This is a genomic window from Paenibacillus sp. JL3B1040 (genome assembly GCF_057063165.1).
In genome coordinates, this window is record NZ_CM169317.1 from 981,674 (window position 1) to 1,004,815 (window position 23,142).

Genomic DNA, 23,142 nt, shown 5'->3' on the forward strand with positions numbered 1-23,142 from the left:
TTTATGAGCCTGGGCTTGCAAGCACCGGGCTTTGCGCTGCCGCCGGCACTTTTGCGCTGCCTGCGCGCCGGTTTCGTATTCCTCAGGGTCCGCGAATTTCGGGAAATCTTCGTTGTTTTCCAGGAAGTTCGGGGCCTTTTTCCGTATTCGGCTATCTATAAATCGCAAGGTTCAAAAAGTTAAGTTTGGAGGTTGAGGTATGACAGCACAAGTCGCCGTAATCATGGGCAGCAAATCGGATTGGGAAACGATGTCCCATGCCTGTACCGTATTGGAAGAATTGCAGATTCCTTACGAGAAAAATGTCGTATCCGCGCACCGCACCCCGGATTTGATGTTCGAATTTGCGGAGCGAGCCGCGGGCCGCGGACTCAAGGTCATCATCGCGGGAGCGGGCGGGGCCGCCCATCTACCGGGGATGGTCGCGGCAAAAACGACGCTGCCGGTCATCGGCGTTCCGGTCAAATCGGCCGCGCTGAACGGGCTCGATTCGCTGCTGTCGATCGTGCAGATGCCGGGCGGCATTCCGGTCGCGACGGTGGCCATCGGCAAGGCCGGAGCGATCAACGCCGGACTGCTCGCGGCGCAAATGCTGGGCGCGTTTGACCCCGCGGTCATGCGTCGGGTGCAGGAGCGCCGCGACCGGATTCAAGCCGAGGTGCTGGAGAGCGGCTCGGAGTTGGGGGCGGCGGAATGAGCGGCAAACCGTTCTCTGCGGATGGCGTAGGCCGCGGCGCTCCGGTCATCGAGCCGGGTGCGACGATCGGCGTGCTGGGCGGCGGGCAACTGGGCCGGATGATGGCGCTGGCCGGGAGCAATCTCGGCTACCGGTTCGTGGCGATGGACCCGACGCCGGATGCGCCTTGCGGCCAGGTGGCGGGGCAAATCGTGGCCCGCTACGACGACCAGGCCGCGGCGCGTGAATTGGCGGAGCGGGCCGATGTGATCACGTACGAATTCGAGAACGTAGACGCGGGCGTTGCCGCGCTGTTGGAGGAATCGTCGTACGTGCCCCAAGGCAGCCGGCTGCTGTATACGACCCAGCACCGGCTGCGCGAGAAGCGGGCCATCGAAGCGGCGGGCGTCAAGGTGGCGCCGTACGCGGAGATCGCCAGCGAGGCGGACCTGCGTGCGGCCGTGGGCCGGCTCGGCCTGCCGGCCGTGCTGAAGACGGCCACCGGCGGCTATGACGGCAAAGGCCAATGGGTGATTCGCAGCGAAGAAGAAATCACGCCGGCGTATGCCGAGCTGAGCCGAGCCGGGACGGAGCTCGTGTTGGAGCAATTCGTCCCGTTCGTCAAGGAGCTGTCGGTGATCGCGGCGCGCAGCCCGCGTGGAGAGATTAAAACGTTCCCGGTGGCGGAAAATATCCATGTCGACAATATTTTGCATGTGTCGATCGTTCCGGCCCGCGTGGCGGAGCGGGTGCAGCGGGAGGCCGAAAGGCTGGCGGCCCGAATCGCCGAGGGCTTGGAAGCGGTTGGCCTGCTGGCGGTGGAGATGTTCCTGACCGAAGGCGGCGAGCTCTTCGTTAATGAACTGGCGCCAAGGCCGCACAATTCCGGTCACTACACGATGGAGGCCTGCACGACCTCGCAATTCGAGCAGCATGTGCGGGCGATTTGCAATCTGCCGCTCGGCCCGGTGGAGCTGTTGACGCCGGTCGTGATGGTGAACGTGCTGGGCGAGCATCTGGAGGACGTCCGCAAAGCGGTGGCTACGGGCCGCTGGTTTGACGGGGACGAGGAGGCAACTGGATTCGCGGCGATTCCCAAAGTACACTTATATGGAAAACACGGAGCCGCTCCGAAGCGGAAAATGGGGCACATCAACCTGATCTGCCGCAACGTGGAGGACGGGCTTCGCTGGATAGAGCAAACCAACATTTGGAGGAATGAGCGCAAATGATCGAACGCTACAGCAGACCGGAAATGAGAGCGATCTGGACGGAGGAGAACAAATTCAAGGCCTGGCTGGAAGTGGAGCTGTGCGCCTGCGAAGCTTGGGCCGAGCTCGGCGTGATCCCGAAGGAAGACGCGGCGCTGCTGCGCGAGAAAGCTTCGTTTGATATCGACCGAATCTATGAAATCGAGCAGGAGACGCGCCATGACGTGATCGCGTTTACCCGCGCCGTCTCGGAAAGCCTGGGGCCGGAGCGCAAATGGGTACACTACGGGCTGACTTCGACGGATGTGGTCGACACGGCGCTGGGGTATTTGCTGAAGCAGGCGAACGCGATTTTGGAACGGGATATTGTGAATTTCATCGAGATTTTAAAGGACAAGGCTCTGGCTTACAAAGATACGCCGATGATGGGCCGCACGCACGGTGTGCATGCCGAACCGACCACTTTCGGTCTCAAGATGGCACTTTGGCATGAGGAAATGAAGCGGAACCTGGAGCGCTTCCGCCGTGCGGCGGATAATGTTCAGTTCGGCAAAATCTCCGGCGCGGTGGGCACTTACGCGAACATCGATCCGTTTGTGGAAGAATTCGTTTGCCGCAAGCTGGGCACGAGCCCTGCGCCGATTTCGACGCAGACGCTGCAACGCGATCGTCACGCGGAATATATGGCGACGCTGGCTTTGATCGCGACGTCGCTCGACAAGTTCGCCACGGAAGTCCGCGCTTTGCAGAAGAGTGAGTTCCGCGAGGTGGAAGAGGCTTTCGCCAAGGGGCAAAAGGGTTCGTCGGCGATGCCGCACAAACGGAATCCGATCGGCTGCGAGAACATCTCCGGCCTGTCTCGCGTGATCCGCGGCCATATGATCTCGGCTTACGAAAACGTAACGTTGTGGCATGAACGCGACATTTCCCACTCCTCGGTGGAGAGGGTCATTTTGCCGGACGCCACGATGTTGTTGAATTACATGCTGAACCGTTTTGGCAATATCGTGAAGAATCTGACGGTATTCCCGGAAAACATGAAGCGCAACATGGCTCGCACGTACGGCGTACCGTTCTCCGGACGCGTGTTGACGAAGCTGATCGACAAAGGCTTTAGCCGCGAGCAAGCCTACGATACGGTGCAGCCGCGGGCGATGCAGGCGTGGGAGACGCAGCGACAGTTCCGCGACATCATCGAGGAGACGCCGGAAATTACCGCCGTTCTGAGCAAAGAAGAAATCGACGACGCTTTTGATCCGTCCTGGCATCTGAAGCATGTGGACACGATTTTCCGAAAGCTTGGGTTGATCGAGTAGAGTTTGTATTGGGGGAGGAGAGCTTATATGGCGGTACCGGCAATTTCCACGGCGGCGGAACTGGTGAGCGCCCCGCTGTTGTATAAAGGCAAGGTCCGGGAGTTGTACGATCTTGGCGAGTTTTTCTTGATCGTGGTCACCGATCGCATCTCCGCGTTTGACTACGTGCTGGAGCCGGCGGTGCCGGACAAGGGCAACGTGCTGAACCGGCTGAGCGCGTTTTGGTTCGACAAGACGCGGCATCTGCTGGAAAACCACGTGATCCACACGGACGTAGACCGGCTCGGGGACGTGGTTCCGGAGGAGCATCGGGAGGCGTTGCGGAACCGGATCATGGTCACCCGCAAAGCGGAGCGCATCGATATCGAATGCGTGGTGCGCGGCTACGTCACCGGCGGCGGCTGGAGGCAGTATGAGCAGACCGGCGCGATCAACGGCATTCGGCTGCCGGAAGGGCTGCGCAAGAACGCGAAGCTGGCGGAGCCGATTTTTACCCCGGCGGCGAAAAACGACGTCGGCCACGACGAGGACATCTCGTTCGCGAAGCTGGCGGACCAAGTCGGCCGCGAGTTGGCCGAGCAACTGCGGGACCGCAGCCTGGAGATGTACGCCTTCGCTCGCGACTACTGCGAGGAACGGGGCATTCTCCTCGCCGACTGCAAGCTGGAATTCGGGCTCGTGGACGGCAAGCTGATTTTGATCGATGAGATGTTTACGCCGGACGCTTCGCGGTTTTGGGCGAAGGAGAACTACGCGCTGGACATCGAGATCGACAGCATGGATAAAGAGCCGGTGCGCACGTATTTGGCCGGTTCCGACTGGGACAAAAACAGCCGGCCCGATCCGCTTCCGGCGCAGGTGGTCGATGAGACGACGCGGCGCTACCGCGATATCTACCGACGGTTGACCGGAGCGGAGCTGGCGTAGGTTGTTGCTCGCTTCGCTCTAACGGACTCCACGGCCCTTATCGGACCGGATTTTCGGGTATGGCTGGTGTAACGGACCGAGGAGACCTTATTTTGCCGGTACGGCTCCGTTAGTTGCCACACGAGGCTAAATAACGTCCGTGAGGTCCGTTAGCCGGGGAAATACTCGGGAAATGGGCGGATAACGTCGTTACGGTCCGTTAGGAGTTGGCGGGTTGGCGAATGAGGCGTGGTGTCCGGGTTGCCGGTTCCCCGTTTCGCGCTTCTCCCCGGGCCAGTGCATGTTTTGGGAGTACTTTTAAGGATTATCCCTTTTGGTCAGAATGGCAGAAGCAGAACGATATGCAATTATCGGATCCAAGGTATCAATTCAAGCAGAATCAAGTCCAAGCAGAATCAAGTCCAAGCAGAATCAGGTCCAAGTAGATGGACTCAAGTAGACGGACTCAAGTAGATGGATTCAAGCAGACGGACTCAAGCAGACGGACTCAAGTAGATGGACTCAAGTAGATGGACTCAAGTAGACGGACTCAAGTAGACGGACTCAAGTAGATGGATTCAAGCAGACGGATTCAAGTAGACAGACTCAAGTAGACAGACTCAAGTAGATGGACTCAAGTAGATACATTCAAGTAGATGGATTCAAGCAGACAGGTGCCAAATTAGACAGGTCCGATCCGAATCAGAACCAAACGGTTTCAGACGTTGCATCATCAGAGACACCCAGAACCAAGCGGCCGCGCCGCACAAGTCCAAACTTAGGAGGAACACGAGGAACATGATTAAAGCGAGCGTTTATGTCACGATCAAGCAAAGCGTACTTGACCCGCAGGGGGTTGCCGTCCAAGGGGCGCTTCATTCCATGGGGTTCAGAGAGGTGGACAGTGTCCGCATCGGCAAATATATGGAGCTGACGCTCGACACGAACGACCGCTTCGAGGCGGAAGCCCGAGTCAAGGCGATGTGCGAGAAGCTGTTGGCCAATACGGTGGTAGAAGACTACCGCTTCGAATTGGAGGCCTAAACCATGAAATTCGCAGTACTCGTATTCCCCGGTTCCAACTGTGATATCGACTGTTATAAAGCGGTGGAAGAGACGCTGGGCGAACCGGTCGACTATGTGTGGCACACGGCGACCGATCTGTCCGCTTACGACTGCATCCTGGTTCCCGGCGGGTTTTCCTACGGCGATTACCTGCGATGCGGGGCGATTTCCCGCTTTGCGCCGGTCATGGCGGAAGTGGCCAAGGCTGCGGAGCAAGGCAAATACGTGCTGGGTATCTGCAACGGATTCCAGATCTTGACGGAAGCCGGACTGCTGCCGGGTACGCTACGCCGCAACGAGTCGTTGAAATTCCGTTGCCATGACACGGAGCTGCGGGTAGAGAACAACGACAATCCGTTTACTTCGCTGTATGCGCCAGGTGAAGTCATCACGATTCCGATCGCGCACGGCGAAGGCAATTATTATTGCGACGAAGCTACACTGGAGCAGCTTAAGAAGAACAACCAGATTATTTTCCGGTACGTTCAAAATCCGAACGGCTCGGTGGACGATATCGCCGGCATCTCCAACGAACGCGGGAACGTCGTCGGCATGATGCCGCACCCGGAGCGGGCGGTAAGCTCCTTGCTTGGTTCGGAGGACGGCAAGAGAATGTTTACATCCATTTTGAAAGCTTGGAGGGATCGGCATGAGTCAGCAAGTGTCCGCTAAGGAACCGAATGCAGAACAAATTGCGGAGCAGAAAATTTACAAACAGATGGGCGTTTCCGACAGCGAATACGAACTGATTTGCGGATTCCTCGGGCGCAAGCCGAATTATACGGAAATCGGCGTGTTTAGCGTCATGTGGTCCGAGCATTGCGCCTACAAAAACTCGAAGCCGCTGTTGCGTCGTTTTCCGACCAGCGGCCCGCGCGTGCTGATGGGGCCGGGCGAAGGCGCCGGGATCGTCGATATCGGCGACAACCAAGCGGTTGTTTTTAAAATCGAAAGCCATAATCACCCCTCGGCGGTCGAGCCGTACCAAGGCGCGGCGACGGGCGTGGGCGGGATTATTCGCGATATTTTCTCCATGGGATCCAGACCGATTGCGCTGCTGAACTCCCTTCGTTTCGGCAAGCTGGAAAGCGACCGGGTGAAGTATTTGTTCGAGCACGTCGTGTCCGGAATCGCGGGATACGGCAACTGCATCGGCATTCCGACGGTCGGCGGGGAAGTCGTGTTCGACGAGAGCTACGAAGGCAATCCGCTGGTGAATGCGATGTGCGTGGGGCTGATCGACCATGATAAAATCCAGCGCGGCGTTGCCAAGGGCGTCGGCAATCCGGTGTTTTACGTCGGTCCGCCAACGGGCCGGGACGGCATTCATGGCGCTACGTTCGCCTCGGAAGAACTGACGGAGGAATCCGAAGCGAAGCGGACGGCGGTGCAGGTCGGCGACCCGTTCATGGAGAAGCTCGTAATGGAAGCTTGCCTCGAATTAATCGACACCGGCATCGTGCTGGGCATCCAGGACATGGGCGCGGCCGGCTTGACCTGCTCCAGCGCGGAAATGGCCAGCAAGGCCGGCAACGGTCTCGAGCTGTATCTCGACCAGGTACCGCAGCGCGAAGAAGGCATGACCGCCTACGAAATGATGCTGTCGGAGTCGCAGGAACGGATGCTGTTCGTCGTTGAGCCGAAGGATGAGGCGCAGGCGCGGGAAATTTTTGAGCGTTGGGGCGTGATCTGCGCGAAGGTCGGCAAAGTGACGGACGATGGCCGCCTGAAGCTGTTCCATCACGGGGAATTGGTCGGCGATATGCCGGTCAAGGCGCTGGTGGACGAATGCCCGATTTACGACAAGCCGTCGGAAGTGCCGGCTTATTATGAGCAGAACGCATCGGTGGATACAACCCGTTACGAAGAGGTGCGCGATTTGGGCGCGGCGCTGGAGCAAGTGCTGGCCTCGCCTTCCGTCGCGAGCAAAGCGTGGGTATATAACCAATACGATTACATGGTCCGCACGAGCACGGCGGTTCGTCCGGGTTCGGACGCCGCGGTGGTGACGGTTCACGGCACGCGCAAGGCGCTGGCGATGACGACCGACTGCAACGGGCGGTTCGTGTACCTGGACCCGGAAGTCGGCGGACGGATCGCGGTCAGCGAAGCGGCGCGTAACATCGTCTGCTCCGGTGCGGAGCCGCTGGCCATCACCGACAACCTGAATTTCGGCAGCCCGGAGAAGCCGGATATTTTCTGGCAGATGGAACGGGCGGTCGACGGGATGGCGGAAGCGTGCCGTGTGCTGAACACGCCGGTCATTGGCGGGAACGTCAGCTTGTACAACGAGAACGCGAAAGGCGCGATTTATCCGACGCCGGTCGTGGGCATGGTTGGCTTGGTGCACGATACGGATCATATTACGACGCAGGGCTTCAAAGCGGCAGGGGACGTCCTCTTCCTGCTGGGTGAAACGAAAGCGGAGCTGGGCGGCAGCGAGCTGCAGGCGATCGTGCACGGCGTCGTGGAAGGACGTCCGCCACAACTGGATTTGGACGCGGAGAAAAAACTGCTCGGCGCCGTGCTGGAAGCGATCCAAAGCGGGCTGGTGCGTTCGGCGCATGACTTGTCCGAAGGCGGCCTGGCCGTCGCCTTGGCCGAATCGTGCATCAGCGGCGGAATTGGCGCCAAGGTAGATGTCGCGAGCGGGCTGCGGCCCGACTTTGCGTTGTTCAGCGAATCGCAGTCCCGGATTCTGCTGTCGGCTTCGCCGGAGAAGGCGGAGGCGCTGGAGAAACGGCTTGCGGAACGCGGCGTGCCTTGCGCGCGGATCGGGGTCGTGGAAGGTTCCGAACTGAACGTTGCCGTGAACGGAACGGAGGTTCTGAGCAAGCCGGTGGAGCAGTTGACACGCGCCTGGGAGGATGTCATTCCATGTCTGATGCAATAAAACCAGCGCAGAGACTTTGGACCGGAGATTACTACAACGAAGGGGCAGGACATGCCGATCCGTTCGACACGTTACGCGAGGAATGCGGCGTGTTTGGCGTATTCGGCCATGCCGAAGCGGCTTCCCTGTCCTACTACGGACTGCACGCCCTGCAGCACCGGGGAGAGGAAAGCGCGGGAATCTGCACGACCGACGGAGTGGACTTCCATTACCACCGCGGCATGGGACTCGTCAAGGAAGTGTTCGACCGCGACAAGCTGTCCTCGCTGAACGGCGACCGTTCGATCGGACACGTCCGCTATTCGACGAGCGGGGACAGCAAGTTGACGAACGCGCAACCGCTGATTTTTAAATACCGCGACGGCGATTTGGCGGTGGCGACCAACGGCAATATCGTGAACGCCCCGAAAATCCGCCGTCAATTGGAGCAAAGCGGCTCGATCTTCCAGACGACGAGCGATACGGAAGTCATCGCGCATCTGATCGCCCGCTCGCCGAAGGATTTCGTCGAGGCGGCAAGGGACGCGCTCCGTCAACTGGTGGGGGGCTTCGCCTTTCTGCTGCTGACGAACGACAAGCTGATCGCGGCCAGCGATCCGAACGGCTTGCGGCCGCTCGTCATGGGGCGGCGCGGTGACGCGTACCTGTTCTCGTCCGAGACGTGCGCGTTCGAGGTCGTCGGCGCGGAGACGCTCCGCGAAATCCAGCCCGGCGAAATGCTGGTGCTGGACCGGGACGGCCTCCGCGAGGAACGTTACGCCGAGCCGGAACGCAAAGCGTTGTGCGCGATGGAGTATATTTACTTTGCGCGTCCCGACAGCGACATGAACGGCTCAAACCTGCATGCCAGCCGCAAGCGGATGGGGCAGATGATGGCGCAGGAGTCGTTCGTCGACGCGGACGTGGTCACCGGCGTGCCCGATTCCAGCATCTCTGCGGCTATCGGTTATGCGGAGCAGACCGGTATCCCTTACGAGCTGGGCCTGATCAAAAATAAATACACCGGCCGCACGTTCATTCAGCCGAGCCAGGAGCTGCGCGAGCAGGGCGTGAAGATGAAGCTGAGCGCCGTGCGCCGCGTCGTGGAAGGCAAACGCGTGGTGATGATCGATGACTCGATCGTGCGCGGCACGACCTCGCGGCGGATCGTCAATCTGCTGCGCGAGGCCGGCGCGACGGAGGTGCATGTCCGCATTACCTCGCCGCCGTTCAAGAACCCTTGCTTCTACGGCATAGATACGCCGGATCGCGGCGAGCTGATCGCCTCGTACAAATCGGTGGAAGAGATCTGCCGGGAGATTAACGCGGATTCGTTGGAGTTTCTGAGCCCGCGGGGGTTGATCCAGGCTGTGGGCGGGGAGAACGCCAAGGACTACAAAGGCGGCCTCTGCATGGCCTGCTTTGATAACGATTATCCGACCCGGACGGATTTTGACGGAGAAGCGAAGTTTGGCTGTACTTGCTGACGGTTGCCGGCGATCCTGCGCGATACATTTCATAGCATGAAATGTTGGGGATTGCGATCGATAGATGTTTTTTTGAATTACCTCTAATCCAAAGGAGTGGGTCCCTCTCGTGTCTGAAGCATATAAGAAAGCCGGCGTCGATATCGCGGCCGGGAATGAAGCGGTTGAGCGCATGAAAAAACACGTCAAACGGACGTTCCGTCCGGAAGTGATGACCGATTTGGGCGGCTTTGGCGCTTTGTTCGGTTTGAACAAGGACAAATACGCGGAGCCCGTGCTCGTGTCGGGAACGGACGGCGTGGGCACGAAGCTGAAAATCGCCTTTGCCATGGATAAGCACGATACGATCGGGATCGACGCGGTGGCGATGTGCGTGAATGATATCGTTGTTCAAGGGGCGGAGCCGCTCTTTTTCCTCGATTACCTGGCGTGCGACAAGGTCGTGCCGGAGAAAATCGAGGCGATCGTCGCCGGTATCGCCGAGGGCTGCAGCCAATCGGGCTGCGCGCTGATCGGCGGCGAGACCGCGGAGATGCCGGGCATGTACGGCGAAGGCGAATACGACATCGCCGGCTTTACGGTCGGTGTCGTCGACAAAAGCAAAATCGTGAACGGCAGTCGCATCGCTCCCGGTGACATGGTGATCGGACTTGCGTCCAGCGGCGTGCACAGCAACGGGTTTTCGCTCGTTCGCAAGCTGCTGCTGGATGATGCGGGTTACGCCTTGACCGACAAGCTTCCCGAGCTGAACGGGGAGGCCCTGGGCGACGTCCTGCTCACGCCAACCAAGCTGTACGTCAAGCCGGTGTTATCCCTGCTGGAGCAGGTGGACGTGAAGGGGATGGCGCATATTACGGGCGGAGGTTTCATCGAAAACATCCCGCGCGTGCTGCCGGAAGGGGTGAACGTCGAAATCGCGTATGGTTCTTGGCCGGTTTTGCCGATCTTCGACTTGCTGCAGAAACGGGGGAACGTCAGCCCTCGGGATATGTTCACGACGTTTAACATGGGGATCGGCCTCGTGGTTATCGTGGCCGAGGACCAGGCGGAGCAAGCGGTCGCCGTATTGGAACAGGCAGGCGAAACGCCTTACGTCATCGGCAGAGTGAACGAAGGACAACGGGTAGTGACCTTTGCGGGGGCGGACGTCTAATGGGCGCAAAGTATCGGATCGCCGTATTCGCTTCGGGGCAGGGCAGCAATTTTCAAAATTTGCTGGACGCTTCGCGGGCGGGCGAGCTGGATGCCGAGATCGTGCTGCTCGTTTGCGACAAACCGCAAGCCTTCGTCGTCGAACGGGCCCGTCGGGCCGGCGTCGAATGTTATCTATTTGACCCGAAGGCCTACGCGCGCCGGGAGGACTACGAAGCAGAAATCGCTGCCGAGCTGGAGAAGCGCAGTGTCGATTTGGTGGTGCTGGCCGGTTACATGCGCCTGCTCACCGCGGAGCTGGTGGAACCTTACGCCGGACGAATGATTAATATTCATCCGTCTTTGCTGCCGGCTTTTCCGGGTAAAAACGCGATCGGCCAGGCCTGGGACTACGGCGTAAAAATGACGGGGGTTACGGTGCATTTGGTTGACGGCGGGATGGATACCGGGGCGGTCGTTGCGCAAGCGGCGGTTGAGATCGCGCCGAACGATACGCTGGAATTGCTCGAAGCCAAGATCCATGCGGCGGAACAGCGTTTATATCCGCAGGTCGTGTCGTGGTTCGCTAAAAACCGGGTGCGCGTCGAAGGCAGAAAGGTTACCGTTCTGTCTGAATAGGTAGCGCTGGAATGCGCTTGATTGCGGGATTTTCGCAGGGAATGGGTCGCGTGAGGAAGACGTGCAGGGGTTTCGATATTTCCCGAGAAATATCGGGGGCATGATTCGCCAAAATAAAGGAGGAGCCGATTGTGAGTATAAAAAGAGCGCTCGTAAGCGTGTCGGATAAAACGGGCATCGTGGATTTTTGCCGCGAGCTGTCGCAGTTGGGTGTGGAGATCATATCGACAGGGGGCACGAAAAACCTGCTGGCGAAGGAGGGCGTTCCGGTCATCGGAATTTCCGATGTTACCGGGTTCCCGGAAATCCTCGACGGACGCGTTAAAACGCTGCATCCTGCGGTGCATAGCGGGCTGCTGGCGGTACGCGACAGCGAGGAACACCAAGCACAGATGAAGGAGCTGGGACTGGATTATATCGACCTGGTGGTCGTCAATCTGTATCCGTTCCAGGAAACCATCGCCAAGCCGGACGTCACCTATGAGGACGCCATCGAAAATATCGACATCGGCGGACCCACGATGCTTCGCTCGGCCGCAAAAAACCATGCGTACGTCAGCGTCGTTGTCGACGCCGCCGACTATGGGACGGTGTTGGACGAGGTGCGCGCGAGCGGCGATACGACGCTTGAGACGCGCAAACGGCTTGCGGCCAAAGTTTTCCGCCATACGGCGGCTTATGATGCCCTGATTTCCGACTATTTGTCGAAGGTGACCGGCGATCCGCTGCCGGAGCGTTATACGGTAACCTACGAGAAAATCCAAGATTTGCGTTACGGCGAAAACCCGCATCAAAAAGCGGCATTTTACCGCAAACCGCTGGCGGCGGCCGACACGCTCACCGGCGCGGAGCAGTTGCACGGGAAAGAGCTCTCCTACAATAATATCAACGATGCCAACGCGGCGCTGCAAATCGTCAAGGAATTCGACGAGCCGGCGGTGGTGGCGGTCAAACATATGAACCCTTGCGGCGTCGGAGTTGGCGCGAGCGTGCTGGAAGCCTACCAGAAAGCGTACGAAGCCGATCCGGTGTCGATCTTCGGCGGGATCGTGGCGGCCAACCGCATCATTGACGCCGATACGGCGATGCTGCTGAAAGAGATTTTCCTGGAGATTATTTTGGCGCCGGGCTTTACGGATGAGGCGCTGGAGATCCTCACGAAGAAGAAAAATATCCGCCTGTTGAAGCTTGGCGGTCTGGAGCTGGGCGCAAGCCGGAGCAGCCAGTTCGTCGTCACCTCGATCGACGGCGGTATGGTGGTGCAGGAGAGCGACGTGCATTCGCTGAAGGAATCCGACTTGACGGTCGTTACCGATCGCAAGCCAACCGAAGCGGAGTTGAAACAGCTGTTGTTCGGCTGGAAAGTCGTTAAGCATGTGAAGTCTAACGCGATCGTGCTGGCGAAGGACGACATGACCATCGGCGTTGGCGCGGGGCAGATGAACCGCGTCGGTGCGGCCAAGATCGCCATCGAGCAGGCGGGGGATAAAGTGAAAGGCAGCATCCTGGCGTCGGACGCGTTTTTCCCGATGGGCGATACGGTCGAAGCGGCGGCCAAGGCCGGCGTCACCGCGATCATCCAACCGGGCGGCTCCGTGAAGGACGAGGAATCGATCAAGGTTGCGAACGAGTACGGCATCGCCATGGTATTCACCGGCGTGCGCCATTTCAAGCACTAAGCCGGAGCGCTACGGCAGACCGCTTACGGCGGCCTGCCGTTTGTTTTACGTAGCAGCATGTCGTTCGTTTGACCGATCGGCTTTAACTAAATGGAAAACCTCCAACTATTTTGCCGGTCATAAGCCGTTTTTGCTCATTTTGCTGGAAATCCTCCATTTATTTTTGGCGGAAACGGCCCGATTTGCCATTTTGGCTGAATTTAGATGTAGGATTTCCACTTCATGGTGCGGGTACGTTAGTTCAGGGTCAAATCAGTGGAGAAAATCCACTTCGTGATCAAGTTGCTCTACCAAGTTCAATTTAGGGGGAGACGTATGGATATTTTGGTGATTGGCGGAGGCGGTCGCGAGCACGCGATTTGCTGGAGCTTGGCGAAAAGTCCAAAGGCCGGGACGATTTATTGCGCTCCGGGGAATGCGGGGATCGGGGAAGTCGCCGAGCTGGTCCCGATTCCGGTGAACGATTTCGACAAACTGGCGGCGTTTGCCGAAGAGAAGCGCGTCGGCCTGGTTGTCGTCGGCCCGGACGATCCGCTTGCGGACGGCATTGTGGACGTATTCGAGGCGAAGAACATCCCCGTATTCGGTCCGCGCAAGAATGCCGCGCATATCGAAGGCAGCAAGACATTCATGAAGGACCTGCTCAAGAAATACAACATCCCGACCGCTGCGTACGAGAAGTTCAACGACTACGAGCAGGCGCTGGCCTATCTGCACAGCCGTCCGGTGCCGATCGTCATCAAGGCGGACGGTCTTGCGGCAGGCAAAGGCGTAACGGTCGCTTTTACCCGTGAAGAAGCGGAAGCGGCGCTGAAGAGCATCATGGTCGACAAAGTGTTCGGCGAATCCGGCAGCCAGGTCGTGATCGAGGAATTCCTCGAAGGGCAGGAAATGTCGATCCTGTCGTTCGTTGACGGGGAAACCGTGCGCCCGATGGCCGCGGCGCAAGACCACAAGCAGGTGTATGACGGCGACAAAGGACCCAATACCGGCGGGATGGGCACCTACTCCCCCTTGCCGCATATCGCGGATTCGATCATTGACGAAGCGATCGAGACGATCATCAAGCCGACCGCCCGAGCGATGGTTGCCGAAGGCCGGCCGTTCCGCGGCGTGCTGTTCGCCGGGTTGATGATCACGCCGGATGGCAAGCCGAAGACAATCGAATTTAACGCCCGGTTCGGCGACCCGGAGACCCAGGTCGTGCTGCCGCGGCTGAACAGCGATCTGCTCGAAATTTTCCTGGCGGCGGTAAACGGCACGCTGGACCAGGCGGAGATCGAGTGGAGCGAGCAAGCGGCGGTTTGCGTTGTGCTGGCGTCCGGCGGTTATCCGGCGTCCTATCCGAAGGGCTTGCCGATCCGCGGTTTGGACGAGGCGCAAGCGGCGGGGGCGCTGGTGTTCCATGCCGGGACGGCCAAGAACGACGCGGACGAGTGGGTCACGAACGGCGGGCGCGTGCTTGGCGTCGTCGGTCTCGGCAAGACGATCGCCGAAGCCCGCGACCAGGCGTACAAGGCGGCAGAACACATCACGTTCGAGGGCAAGCATCAACGTACGGATATCGCCGCGAAGGCACTTGTATAGGGATGGGGACGCCGACAACCTGCGCTCCGCGTAGCCGCATTCAAGGATAATCCGTTTCCGATTCGCGCATGTTAAGGGATATTGGGGAGATATCATTTTGGATTCCCCCGCAATTCTCTATCGGGAGGCGGCATTAATATGAGCGACAAGATGAAGGAAATGCTACCGGTCTCGCGCGAAGAAGTGGAAGTTGACGGCGTGTACCGGGACGAGCTGGGACGTGAAGAGTATTTGCAAAAAGGCGAGGAGTTCCCTTCCGACCCGGTTTACGGCACGATGGAGTGGGAACTGAGCGAGCTATCCCAGGAGAAAAACTCCAAAGGCCATACCGACGACCGATTAATCCCGAAGAAAAAATAACCCTTCGTGACCGTAACGCCCTTCCGACCCGGGAGTATTGCCCGCACGGAGGGGCGTTTGCCTGCCGCCGCGCAAAATAACTTGAACCGGAGGCGGTTTCGGGTGTAACTTTATTAGAATGAGAGATTTGAGCAGAAGCGAGGAGAACTAGATGAATCAGGCGGAACGACAAACCGTAGGCATGGAAGACATCGTCAAGGCGCATCATGTATTGAAGGAAGTGGTCACCCGAACCCCTTTGCAGCTCGATGCGACGTTATCGTCCAAATACGAATGCAGCGTTTATTTAAAAAGGGAAGATTTGCAGGTCGTGCGCTCGTTCAAGATCCGCGGGGCGTATAATATGATCCGCAGCCTGCAACCCGAGGATCTGGAGAGAGGCATCGTGTGCGCTAGCGCCGGCAACCATGCGCAAGGCGTAGCGTTCTCCTGCAACGCTCTTGGCATTCAAGGGAAAATTTATATGCCCAGCACGACGCCAAACCAGAAAATCAAGCAGGTGAAAAGATTTGGCGGCGAACACGTGGAGGTCGTCCTAATCGGGGACACCTATGACGATGCGTACGCGGAGGCGATGAAAGCCTGCCGGGAAGGCGGCATGACCTTCATTCATCCGTTCGACGATCCGAAGATTGTTGCCGGAAACGGGACGATCGGCATGGAGATTATGGAAAGCTTGACAACGCCGGCCGATTACCTTTTCGTGACGATTGGCGGCGGCGGGCTGGTGTCGGGCGTCGGGACTTATTTCAAGACGGTCAGTCCGGAAACGAAGCTGATCGGCGTGGAGCCGTCCGGCGCGGCGTCCATGACGGAGGCTTTGAAGCGGAAGCAAGTAGTGACGTTGGAATCGATCGACAAATTCGTCGACGGGGCTGCGGTCAAGCGGGTCGGCGATCTGAATTATGAGATATGCGCCAACCTTCTGGACGATATCGTCCAGGTTCCGGAAGGCAAAGTGTGCACGACCATTCTTGAGTTGTATAACGACAGCGCCATCGTGGTGGAGCCGGCAGGGGCGTTGCCCGTATCCGCGCTGGATATGTACCGCGACCAGATTCGCGGGAAGACGGTGGTGTGCGTGATCAGCGGCGGGAACAACGATATCGACCGGATGCAGGAAATGAAGGAGCGGTCGCTGATCTACGAGGGGCTGAAGCACTACTTCCTGATCAATTTCCCGCAGCGTGCCGGAGCGCTCCGCGAGTTCCTCGAAGAGGTGCTGGGGCCGAGCGACGATATTGCGCGGTTTGAGTACACGAAGAAGCACAATAAGGAGAACGGCCCGGCCCTGGTCGGCATTGAACTGAGCGACAAAGCCGATTATGAGCCGTTGATCGGTCGTATGGCCGCTAAAGGGATCGTATATACCGAGCTTAATCGGGATTTGAATTTGTTTAACTTGCTGATCTAGGGATACCGGGGAATTCAGCGATTCGTGAAGCTGGCAGCCCTCTTCGATTTCGGTCGAAGAGGGCTTTTTTGCGTTGTGTGCGTTTGAGTTGGGGGATCGGGGAGAGCCGGCGGTTTACGGCCAAAAAGGTCAGTTGGCGACCGGGATGAGCACACCAGGGGCAGCGGCGCACGGGGAGGCAAGCTAGTACTCGCCCGGAACAAATGTTGAAAATGGGCTTTACAATACCAATGCATTAGTGTACTATTTAACTATGACACTGATACATTGGAGGAGTGGATCGAAGTGAACGTGCAACTTGAGCATACGGAAAACGGGGCGGCCGGCGCGGAGGCGGCCGCGGCCCCGGCTAACGCGGCAGGGCGGGAACCGGTCGTATTGTCGGTTAAACAGGTGACGAAGCGCATCGGCAGCAAGCGGATCGTCGATAAGCTGTCTTTTGATATTCGACGCGGGGAAATCGTTGGTCTGCTGGGGCCGAACGGTGCAGGGAAAACGACAACGATCCGGATGATCGTCGGCTTGATCGGGATGACGGAGGGCGACGTGCAGATAAAGGGCGTCAGCGTTCGGGAGCATTTCGCAAGAGCGATTGCCCATGTCGGCGCGATTATTGAGAATCCGGAGTTTTATCCGTATATGACCGGGTATGACAATTTGAAGCAATATCAGCGGATGAGCGAGGGGATCACGGAAGAGCGGATTCGGGAAGTTACCCGGCTGGTCGGTTTGGAGAAGGCGATGAATAAACGCGTGAAAGCCTACTCGCTGGGGATGCGCCAACGCCTCGGGATTGCGCAAGCTTTATTGCATCGTCCGTCGATCCTGATTCTCGATGAGCCGACGAACGGGCTCGATCCTGCGGGGATCCGGGAAATGCGCGACTACCTCAAGCGCATCGCTTCCGAAGAAGGCATCGCCGTGCTCGTATCCAGCCACCTGTTGGCCGAGATGGAGCTGATGTGCAGCCGCGTGGTCGTCATCCAGGAAGGGAAGCTCGTGACGGAACGCGTCCTGGGGGGAGCTGCCGAGAAGGCCGAGGAGCGGGTGAATGTGATGTTTCGGGTAGGCGACGCCGAAGCGGCGAAAGCCCGGCTGATTCGGATGGAAGAAATCCGCATGCTGGGGATGTCTCCGGAGCGGGGAGAAGTGACGGTTTCCGTGCGCGACAGCTATATTCCGCGCGTCGTTGGCGCGCTGGGCGGCGAAGGCATCGCCATATATCGGATTGAAGAGGTTAAAGCCTCGTTGGAAGACGAGTTTTTGAAATGGACGGGAGGGAACCAAATTGCTTAGTTTTACCCGGCTTGTCGTAAATGAATGGCTGAAGATGTCCAAGAAACGCAGCTTTTTCATCCCTTATGCGCTGATCGCCGTGTTTATCGCCGGGATGCTTTACATGATGTATGCTTTTTCGGAGCAACCGCCAGCGTTTCTTGAGTTTGCCGCGATGGCGGTGTCGAGATACGGCTTAGGGCAAATGCTCACGTTACTGGTCATCATCTGTACGGCCGGCATTGTAGCGAAGGAGCACAGTCTGGGAACGATCAAACTGCTGCTGATTCGTTCGCAAAGCCGCATCCGCATCCTAGCTTCCAAATATGTAGCCGTGCTGCTGTTCACGCTGTCGCTCTTCGTCTTTACGCTTGCGGTTGCACTGCTCGGCGGAGGGCTGATCTTCGGATTCGGCGGCGTGCAGGGAACGGGTTGGGACGATGTTCTGTATGGCGCCTGGTATCAACTTGTTTATACCGTCGTTTACGTTACGATTACTTTCCTTGCCAGCATTCTGACGCGTTCAACGGGGGCGACGATCGGCATCGGCATGTTTCTCGTCTTGCTGGAAGAGCTGGCGGTGGTTCTGCTTTCGAGATATGCCTTCGCCAAATATATTATTTTCGCCAATGCCGACTTATCGGTCTATATGAACGGGAATCCGCCGTTGCCGGGCATGACGTTAACCTTCTCCGCCGTGGTGATCGCCGCCTATTTGGCCTTGTTTCTCGCAATCAGCTTTGTTACGTTTAAAAAACGGGATGTCGCTTGACCGGTAAAATCTATACCCGCGACATACGGCGGAAAGGAGCCATGAAATGTGACCATCGAATTCGACAATAATCTGCCGATCTATTTGCAAATCATGAATTATTTAAAACGGGAAATCGTGACCGGCAGACTCAAGGCTGGCGATAAAATCCCGTCGGTGCGCGAGCTCGCGGCCGAGCTGCAAATCAACCCGAACACCGTGCAGCGGACTTTTCAGGAATTGGAGCGTGAAGCCGTCGTGGAAACGAAACGCGGACTCGGAAGATACGTGACAAGCGAGGAATCGAAAATTATGACCATTAAAAAAGAGATGGCCGGCGAACTGCTCGACCGCTTCATCGGCGGGATGCAGGAGCTGGGTTTCAGCAGTCAGGATATCGCGGCGATTGTCGCGGAAGCCGTGCAAAGCGAAGAACGGCGATAGGAGGGAGGAAGATGGAGCGGATGGATCAGAAGGATCGGACAGATCAAATGGATCAACTATTGAAGCTGAAGGGCGTATCCAAGTCTTACGGTGGCAAAAAAGCGCTGCGCGGCGTATCCTTGAGCGTCGGCAAAGGAAAAATCGTTGGCCTGCTCGGCACCAACGGCAGCGGAAAAAGCACGCTGATGAAGATTGTCGCCGGTTTGATTCCGGCTTCTAGCGGACAAGTAACGGTAGACGGGACGCCGGTGGGATTGGCGACCAAGTCGCTCGTCTCATTTATGCCGGACCGCCCGCTGACCGAGCCGTGGATGAAGGTGCGCGACGCGATAGGGCTATACCGGGATTTTTACGCCGATTTTGACGAGGAGAAAGCCCAGACAATGCTGAAATTTATGCAACTGAATGAAGGGGATAAAATCAGTTCGCTGTCCAAAGGGATGAATGAGCGGTTGCAGCTTACACTAACGCTGTCGCGGAACGCCAAGCTGTATTTGCTGGATGAACCGATCGGAGGCGTAGACCCGGTAGCGCGGGATAAAATTTTGGATGCGATTGTGGAGTTCTACAGCGAGGACAGCAGTTTGATCGTTTCGACGCATTTGGTGCGGGATATCGAGCGGATCTTCGATGAGGTGATCTTTATCCGCGACGGGGAAATCGTCATACAGGAAGAAGTGGAGGATTTGCGGGTCAAATACGGCAAAAGCGTCGACGATATGTTTAAGGAGGTGTTTGCGTAAATGCTGAGATTGCTGAAGTACGATTTGAAAAGAAATGGCAATACCTTTCTCATTGTAGGTGCCATATTGGTGATTACTGAAGCTTTTTTCTCAATTTACGGCAACTCCAGAGGGTGGGTTCAGGCCTCGATTATTGCTTTGTGTGTGATGTTATATCTATTTGTCGCTATGCTGCTCGTTATTTTTTCGCTGAGAACATTCCAGAACAACCTAAGAGCTTACAGCCGGAGACTGTTGCCCGTTCGTACGATATGGAGCGTTCTGTCTCCCTGGATGCTCGGGCTAATCGGCATCCTCCTTCTGGGCATCGTCGCTATCATTCACGGATTCATCTATAACGCTTTTGTCGGATTTGGGCTGTATGATCATCTGCTCTTTTACGGTAATGGCATTCAGAGCTTCGAGCAACTCGTATTGTCTTTCCCCGACTTGGCGTCAATCGCAATGCAATTGTTGTTGATATATACGTTTTTGTATGCGCTGGTGGCGTTGTCGATTACTATCGGGGCAATGATACGCGGCAAGCTCGGAACCTGGGTCGGCCTATTGAGTTTTCTGGTCATTCAGTACGGATCCGGCTGGCTTGCCAGCAAATTGTTTGGAGTGGGTGCCGGACAAGGGGTGCCCTTCGTTGTTATCGAATCGAGTTCAAAGAGAGCGATAGAGGCCTCGGTCTCTTCGGGAGTTTCTATTGCCTGGGGGCCTGCCTTATTTGAAATAGCTTTTGTGGGGCTGATGTTATTCGCAATCGTATATTTGATGAACCGGAAAGTGGAAATCTAGAGAACTTAGGGGACATGGTAAATATGAAGATGCGATTCAAAAAATGGACCGGAGTCATGTTATCGTTGATGTTAGTCTGTTCCATGGTATTGGCACCTGCCGATGCTCTGGCCGCGATTGACCAGAGCCAGAAGGAGTGGCTGCGGCAAAACGCCCATCCGTTGACGTCGCTGGAGTCCGTGGATTATAGCGACCTCGCCTTTTTAAAGCCGCTGTTAAAGGATAAAACCGTTGTCAGTCTCGGGGAAAATTTCCACCGCGTAGCCGAATACAGCAGTATAAAAACCAGACTGATTAAATTTTTGCACGAAGAGATGGACTTTGACGTGATCGCTTTTGAATCGGGGATGGGGGATGCGGCGGCCGTATTCGAGACCCGGGATTCCCTTACCCCGGAGGAGATGATGGGCGCTTCGATCTTTCCGATCTGGCACTCCAAGGAAACCTTGGAGCTGTTCGATTATATCAAAGAGCAGGGAAAGGGCGACAAACCGCTGTACTTGGCGGGATATGACAATCAGTTTACGAGCTCTTATTTGACCCAATTTATTGGCGAGGGGATCGCAAGGCTGGACTTAAACAAGGGAAAAGCTTTTTTTCGGATGGAATTACAGGCGGTCACGGACTGGTACGACGTTATAAATAAATACGGACTTTCTACCAAGGATCCGGCTTACAAAAAGGAAATGCGGGCTGTGATCGACAAATATGTGCCTCAATATCATGAAGTCATCAAGTATGTGGAGGAGCACCGTAATGAACTGACGGCTTTTTATCCCAACCAGCCTCATATCGCCGATATTTTTCTGAGAAGCTTAAGCGACCATATCGCTTTTCTGGAGAGCGGGCTGGAGGATGTCAAGGATGCTTATTCCTCTCGGGACGTATTGATGGCGGAAAATCTCGAATGGGTGATGAGGACGCTGTATCCGGGGAAAAAAGTGATTTTGTGGGCCCACAATGATCATTTGGCCAAAAACACTTCGAAAATGCGGGTGAAGGAAGACGGCAAGTGGATCCACAGCTTTACGAGCATGGGCGAACTGCTGCAGCGGAAGCTGAAGGATAACATGTATGTGATCGGACTTTACATGAATCGCGGTTCATCCGTGACGATCACTTCACAAAAACCGTTTACGATTCAGCCTGCCACGGAAGGAAGTCTCGAGCACCTGATCATGCAAAGCGGATATGCGAATTCCTTTATTGATTTGAGCAAGCATAAAGTAAAGGATGCGCGAAATGCCTGGATGTTCCGGCCGATCTACGCTTCCGAGGATGGGATGACCTCAGAACAGATTCTGCCGAATGTGATGCAGTTCATCCCGAAGGAGCAGTATGACGGAATTATCGTCATTGACAAGGTGAAGGCTCCCACACCCTTGAACTCCTCCGAGAATACGAAGACCAACGAGTAAATCGAAAGCGTGGCTATTGCCGTCCTTTAGACCGTCGGCCAAATATGAAAATCTGCCCGGCCAGGCCGATGAGAAAGATGATCAGACTGTCCCACGGTGATACGGTAAATGCCGGCATGATGCGGTTCAGCAACGAGCCGACGAAGATGACCCCGACTGCGATCGCCACATAGAGGCCGAACGCGCGGAGATTGAATCTGCGGAACGCGGGCTGCGGCTGCTCGTTCAAGTCGGAGGATTCCGCCTTCGCTTGAGCCGGCTTGCCGCCGTGGCCGAGAAACCGGATGACCAGCTCGATCAGGACGATCGACAGCACGGCGATGATCAGGAGGGAAGAACTGCTGATTTGCGTGTACTCCAGCTCGCCGCCGAACCATTTGCTGAAAAAGCCGGTGATCATATAAATAAAGAAGACCCAGGTCAAAGCAACCCAGGGAATCATGGCGTAATATTTGATTTTGTCCTTCAGCGTCCGCGGCTTCCGCGTCAGCACGTCATCCGCCAGCTGTTCGCAGTACGCCACCGGGTCGCTACCGAACAGTTCCGCCGCCGAAACCCCTTTTTCCTGATTTTTGACGATTTGCCGAGCCAGGCCAAGCAGGATTTCCTCGCCCTTGGCTTCGGTCAGCGAGCTTGCGCCGGAGCGGAAGTGCATGACCATTTCCCCGAAATACGCTTCGTTCTCCGGCGTCATCCGCTGTCGCAATCGTTTGGTTTCGCCGATCATTTCATGGATATACATGAAAGTATCTCTCCTCCCAGGTTGTACACGTCTTGATGTTCCCGAAAAGCGTTTTGCATTACCGTTTTTCTCCAGTAGTATACTGCATCCCTTGTCCGATTCGCAAGGGACCATGGCAGGGCTGAGTCGGTAGCCCGAACGGAACCGATGGATTATGAACATTCCTTGAACTAGGAATAAAAAGCGTCCCCCCCTCCCAAAACTATAAGTGCGAGTTCAAAAAATCAGGTTTTCAGGACCGAGCAGGCGCCGGCGAAAAGGCATGCTTTGCCGGTTAGTGACCTGTACACTAATCGTTGCGGGAGGCAGAGCCAGTGGGAAAATATGAATCGGAGCTGACCCGGAGGTATTTGCTGAACAGCAACTCCCGGGGCAGCCTGGAAGAAATCGTAACGAACGATACCGCCGAGGAGGGCGGCATGTTGTGCGGAGATGACGAAAATTGCGACGAAGGTCATATGGGCAATCACCAGTTCATGAAAGAGTGGGAAGGCCGGGTTACGACCCATGCTTATTTCCGGCAATCTTACGAATAAGCCCGCAGGCTTCCCGTGGCGTACCGATTGACACCCCGTTTCCGGAAATGATAAGATGAGTTTAAATCACATTAAACTTATCGGATTTAGTAGTTATAAAAATCATT

General features: G+C 56.8%; 22 protein-coding genes. 21 read left to right on the top strand and 1 reads right to left on the bottom strand.

All coding sequences use genetic code 11. From position 1 onward, the window contains the following. The first annotated feature begins 199 nt into the window (after positions 1-199). The 20 genes from purE to ACZF99_RS04370 all read left to right on the top strand — a co-directional run bounded on the left by purE (position 200) and on the right by ACZF99_RS04370 (position 21,757). Positions 200-697, top strand: coding sequence for a 5-(carboxyamino)imidazole ribonucleotide mutase (gene purE, locus ACZF99_RS04275; protein ID WP_483609390.1), 498 nt, complete (start codon positions 200-202; stop codon positions 695-697). After that, complete coding sequence (gene purK, locus ACZF99_RS04280; protein WP_483609392.1) at positions 694-1,908, top strand: 5-(carboxyamino)imidazole ribonucleotide synthase; 1,215 nt, start codon at positions 694-696, stop codon at positions 1,906-1,908. The genes purE and purK overlap by 4 nt, the downstream gene beginning before the upstream one ends. Then, positions 1,905-3,203, top strand: a complete 1,299-nt coding sequence (gene purB, locus ACZF99_RS04285; RefSeq protein ID WP_483609394.1) for an adenylosuccinate lyase — start codon at positions 1,905-1,907, stop codon at positions 3,201-3,203. The genes purK and purB overlap by 4 nt, the downstream gene beginning before the upstream one ends. Before the next feature lie 27 nt (positions 3,204-3,230). Then, the gene (locus ACZF99_RS04290; RefSeq protein WP_483609396.1) at positions 3,231-4,130 is read left to right on the top strand and encodes a phosphoribosylaminoimidazolesuccinocarboxamide synthase; all 900 of its coding nucleotides are present in this window, start codon (positions 3,231-3,233) and stop codon (positions 4,128-4,130) included. 777 nt (positions 4,131-4,907) lie between these two features. Continuing rightward, positions 4,908-5,153: a phosphoribosylformylglycinamidine synthase subunit PurS gene (purS, locus tag ACZF99_RS04295; protein ID WP_009224523.1), complete on the top strand. Its 246-nt coding sequence runs from the start codon at positions 4,908-4,910 to the stop codon at positions 5,151-5,153. Between the two features lie 3 nt (positions 5,154-5,156). Then, on the top strand, positions 5,157-5,846 hold the full coding sequence (purQ, locus tag ACZF99_RS04300) for a phosphoribosylformylglycinamidine synthase subunit PurQ (protein ID WP_483609399.1): 690 nt from the start codon (positions 5,157-5,159) through the stop codon (positions 5,844-5,846). Then, positions 5,824-8,067 carry a phosphoribosylformylglycinamidine synthase subunit PurL gene (purL, locus tag ACZF99_RS04305; protein WP_240271141.1) on the top strand — a complete coding sequence of 748 codons (2,244 nt, stop codon included), beginning with the start codon at positions 5,824-5,826 and terminating at the stop codon, positions 8,065-8,067. The genes purQ and purL overlap by 23 nt, the downstream gene beginning before the upstream one ends. After that, on the top strand, positions 8,052-9,533 hold the full coding sequence (gene purF / locus ACZF99_RS04310) for an amidophosphoribosyltransferase (protein WP_240271142.1): 1,482 nt from the start codon (positions 8,052-8,054) through the stop codon (positions 9,531-9,533). Before purL ends, purF begins: the two co-directional genes overlap by 16 nt. Before the next feature lie 109 nt (positions 9,534-9,642). Continuing rightward, positions 9,643-10,686 carry a phosphoribosylformylglycinamidine cyclo-ligase gene (gene purM, locus ACZF99_RS04315; protein ID WP_240271143.1) on the top strand — a complete coding sequence of 348 codons (1,044 nt, stop codon included), beginning with the start codon at positions 9,643-9,645 and terminating at the stop codon, positions 10,684-10,686. After that, a complete protein-coding gene (gene purN / locus ACZF99_RS04320; RefSeq protein WP_240271144.1) occupies positions 10,686-11,303 on the top strand; it encodes a phosphoribosylglycinamide formyltransferase in 618 nt (205 codons plus the stop codon). Before purM ends, purN begins: the two co-directional genes overlap by 1 nt. A 131-nt stretch (positions 11,304-11,434) precedes the next feature. Next, on the top strand, positions 11,435-12,982 hold the full coding sequence (gene purH / locus ACZF99_RS04325; RefSeq protein WP_240271145.1) for a bifunctional phosphoribosylaminoimidazolecarboxamide formyltransferase/IMP cyclohydrolase: 1,548 nt from the start codon (positions 11,435-11,437) through the stop codon (positions 12,980-12,982). A gap of 315 nt (positions 12,983-13,297) precedes the next feature. After that, positions 13,298-14,569, top strand: a complete 1,272-nt coding sequence (gene purD, locus ACZF99_RS04330; RefSeq protein ID WP_240271146.1) for a phosphoribosylamine--glycine ligase — start codon at positions 13,298-13,300, stop codon at positions 14,567-14,569. A gap of 138 nt (positions 14,570-14,707) precedes the next feature. Beyond that, positions 14,708-14,929, top strand: a complete 222-nt coding sequence (locus tag ACZF99_RS04335; RefSeq protein WP_240271147.1) for a hypothetical protein — start codon at positions 14,708-14,710, stop codon at positions 14,927-14,929. Between the two features lie 151 nt (positions 14,930-15,080). After that, complete coding sequence (gene ilvA / locus ACZF99_RS04340; RefSeq protein ID WP_240271148.1) at positions 15,081-16,343, top strand: threonine ammonia-lyase IlvA; 1,263 nt, start codon at positions 15,081-15,083, stop codon at positions 16,341-16,343. A gap of 285 nt (positions 16,344-16,628) precedes the next feature. After that, positions 16,629-17,639, top strand: coding sequence for an ABC transporter ATP-binding protein (locus ACZF99_RS04345; RefSeq protein ID WP_240271149.1), 1,011 nt, complete (start codon positions 16,629-16,631; stop codon positions 17,637-17,639). Beyond that, entirely contained in the window at positions 17,632-18,390 is a 759-nt protein-coding gene (locus ACZF99_RS04350; RefSeq protein WP_240271150.1) for an ABC transporter permease, read from the top strand. The genes ACZF99_RS04345 and ACZF99_RS04350 overlap by 8 nt, the downstream gene beginning before the upstream one ends. A gap of 48 nt (positions 18,391-18,438) precedes the next feature. Continuing rightward, positions 18,439-18,813 (top strand): GntR family transcriptional regulator, encoded by a 375-nt coding sequence (locus tag ACZF99_RS04355; RefSeq protein WP_240271151.1) that lies wholly within the window; start codon positions 18,439-18,441, stop codon positions 18,811-18,813. Between the two features lie 47 nt (positions 18,814-18,860). Further along, the gene (locus tag ACZF99_RS04360) at positions 18,861-19,556 is read left to right on the top strand and encodes an ABC transporter ATP-binding protein (RefSeq protein WP_240271162.1); all 696 of its coding nucleotides are present in this window, start codon (positions 18,861-18,863) and stop codon (positions 19,554-19,556) included. After that, the gene (locus ACZF99_RS04365) at positions 19,557-20,339 is read left to right on the top strand and encodes a hypothetical protein (protein WP_240271152.1); all 783 of its coding nucleotides are present in this window, start codon (positions 19,557-19,559) and stop codon (positions 20,337-20,339) included. A 23-nt stretch (positions 20,340-20,362) separates the two neighbouring features. After that, entirely contained in the window at positions 20,363-21,757 is a 1,395-nt protein-coding gene (locus ACZF99_RS04370) for an erythromycin esterase family protein (protein ID WP_379265885.1), read from the top strand. Positions 21,758-21,770: 13 nt separating this feature from the next. On the opposite strand, the gene ACZF99_RS04375 is transcribed toward ACZF99_RS04370, so the two are convergent. Then, positions 21,771-22,499, bottom strand: a complete 729-nt coding sequence (locus ACZF99_RS04375; RefSeq protein ID WP_240271154.1) for a DUF1129 family protein — start codon at positions 22,497-22,499, stop codon at positions 21,771-21,773. A gap of 314 nt (positions 22,500-22,813) precedes the next feature. On the opposite strand from ACZF99_RS04375, the gene ACZF99_RS04380 reads away from it, so the two are divergent. Beyond that, on the top strand, positions 22,814-23,035 hold the full coding sequence (locus ACZF99_RS04380; protein ID WP_240271155.1) for a hypothetical protein: 222 nt from the start codon (positions 22,814-22,816) through the stop codon (positions 23,033-23,035). Positions 23,036-23,142 lie beyond the last annotated feature (107 nt).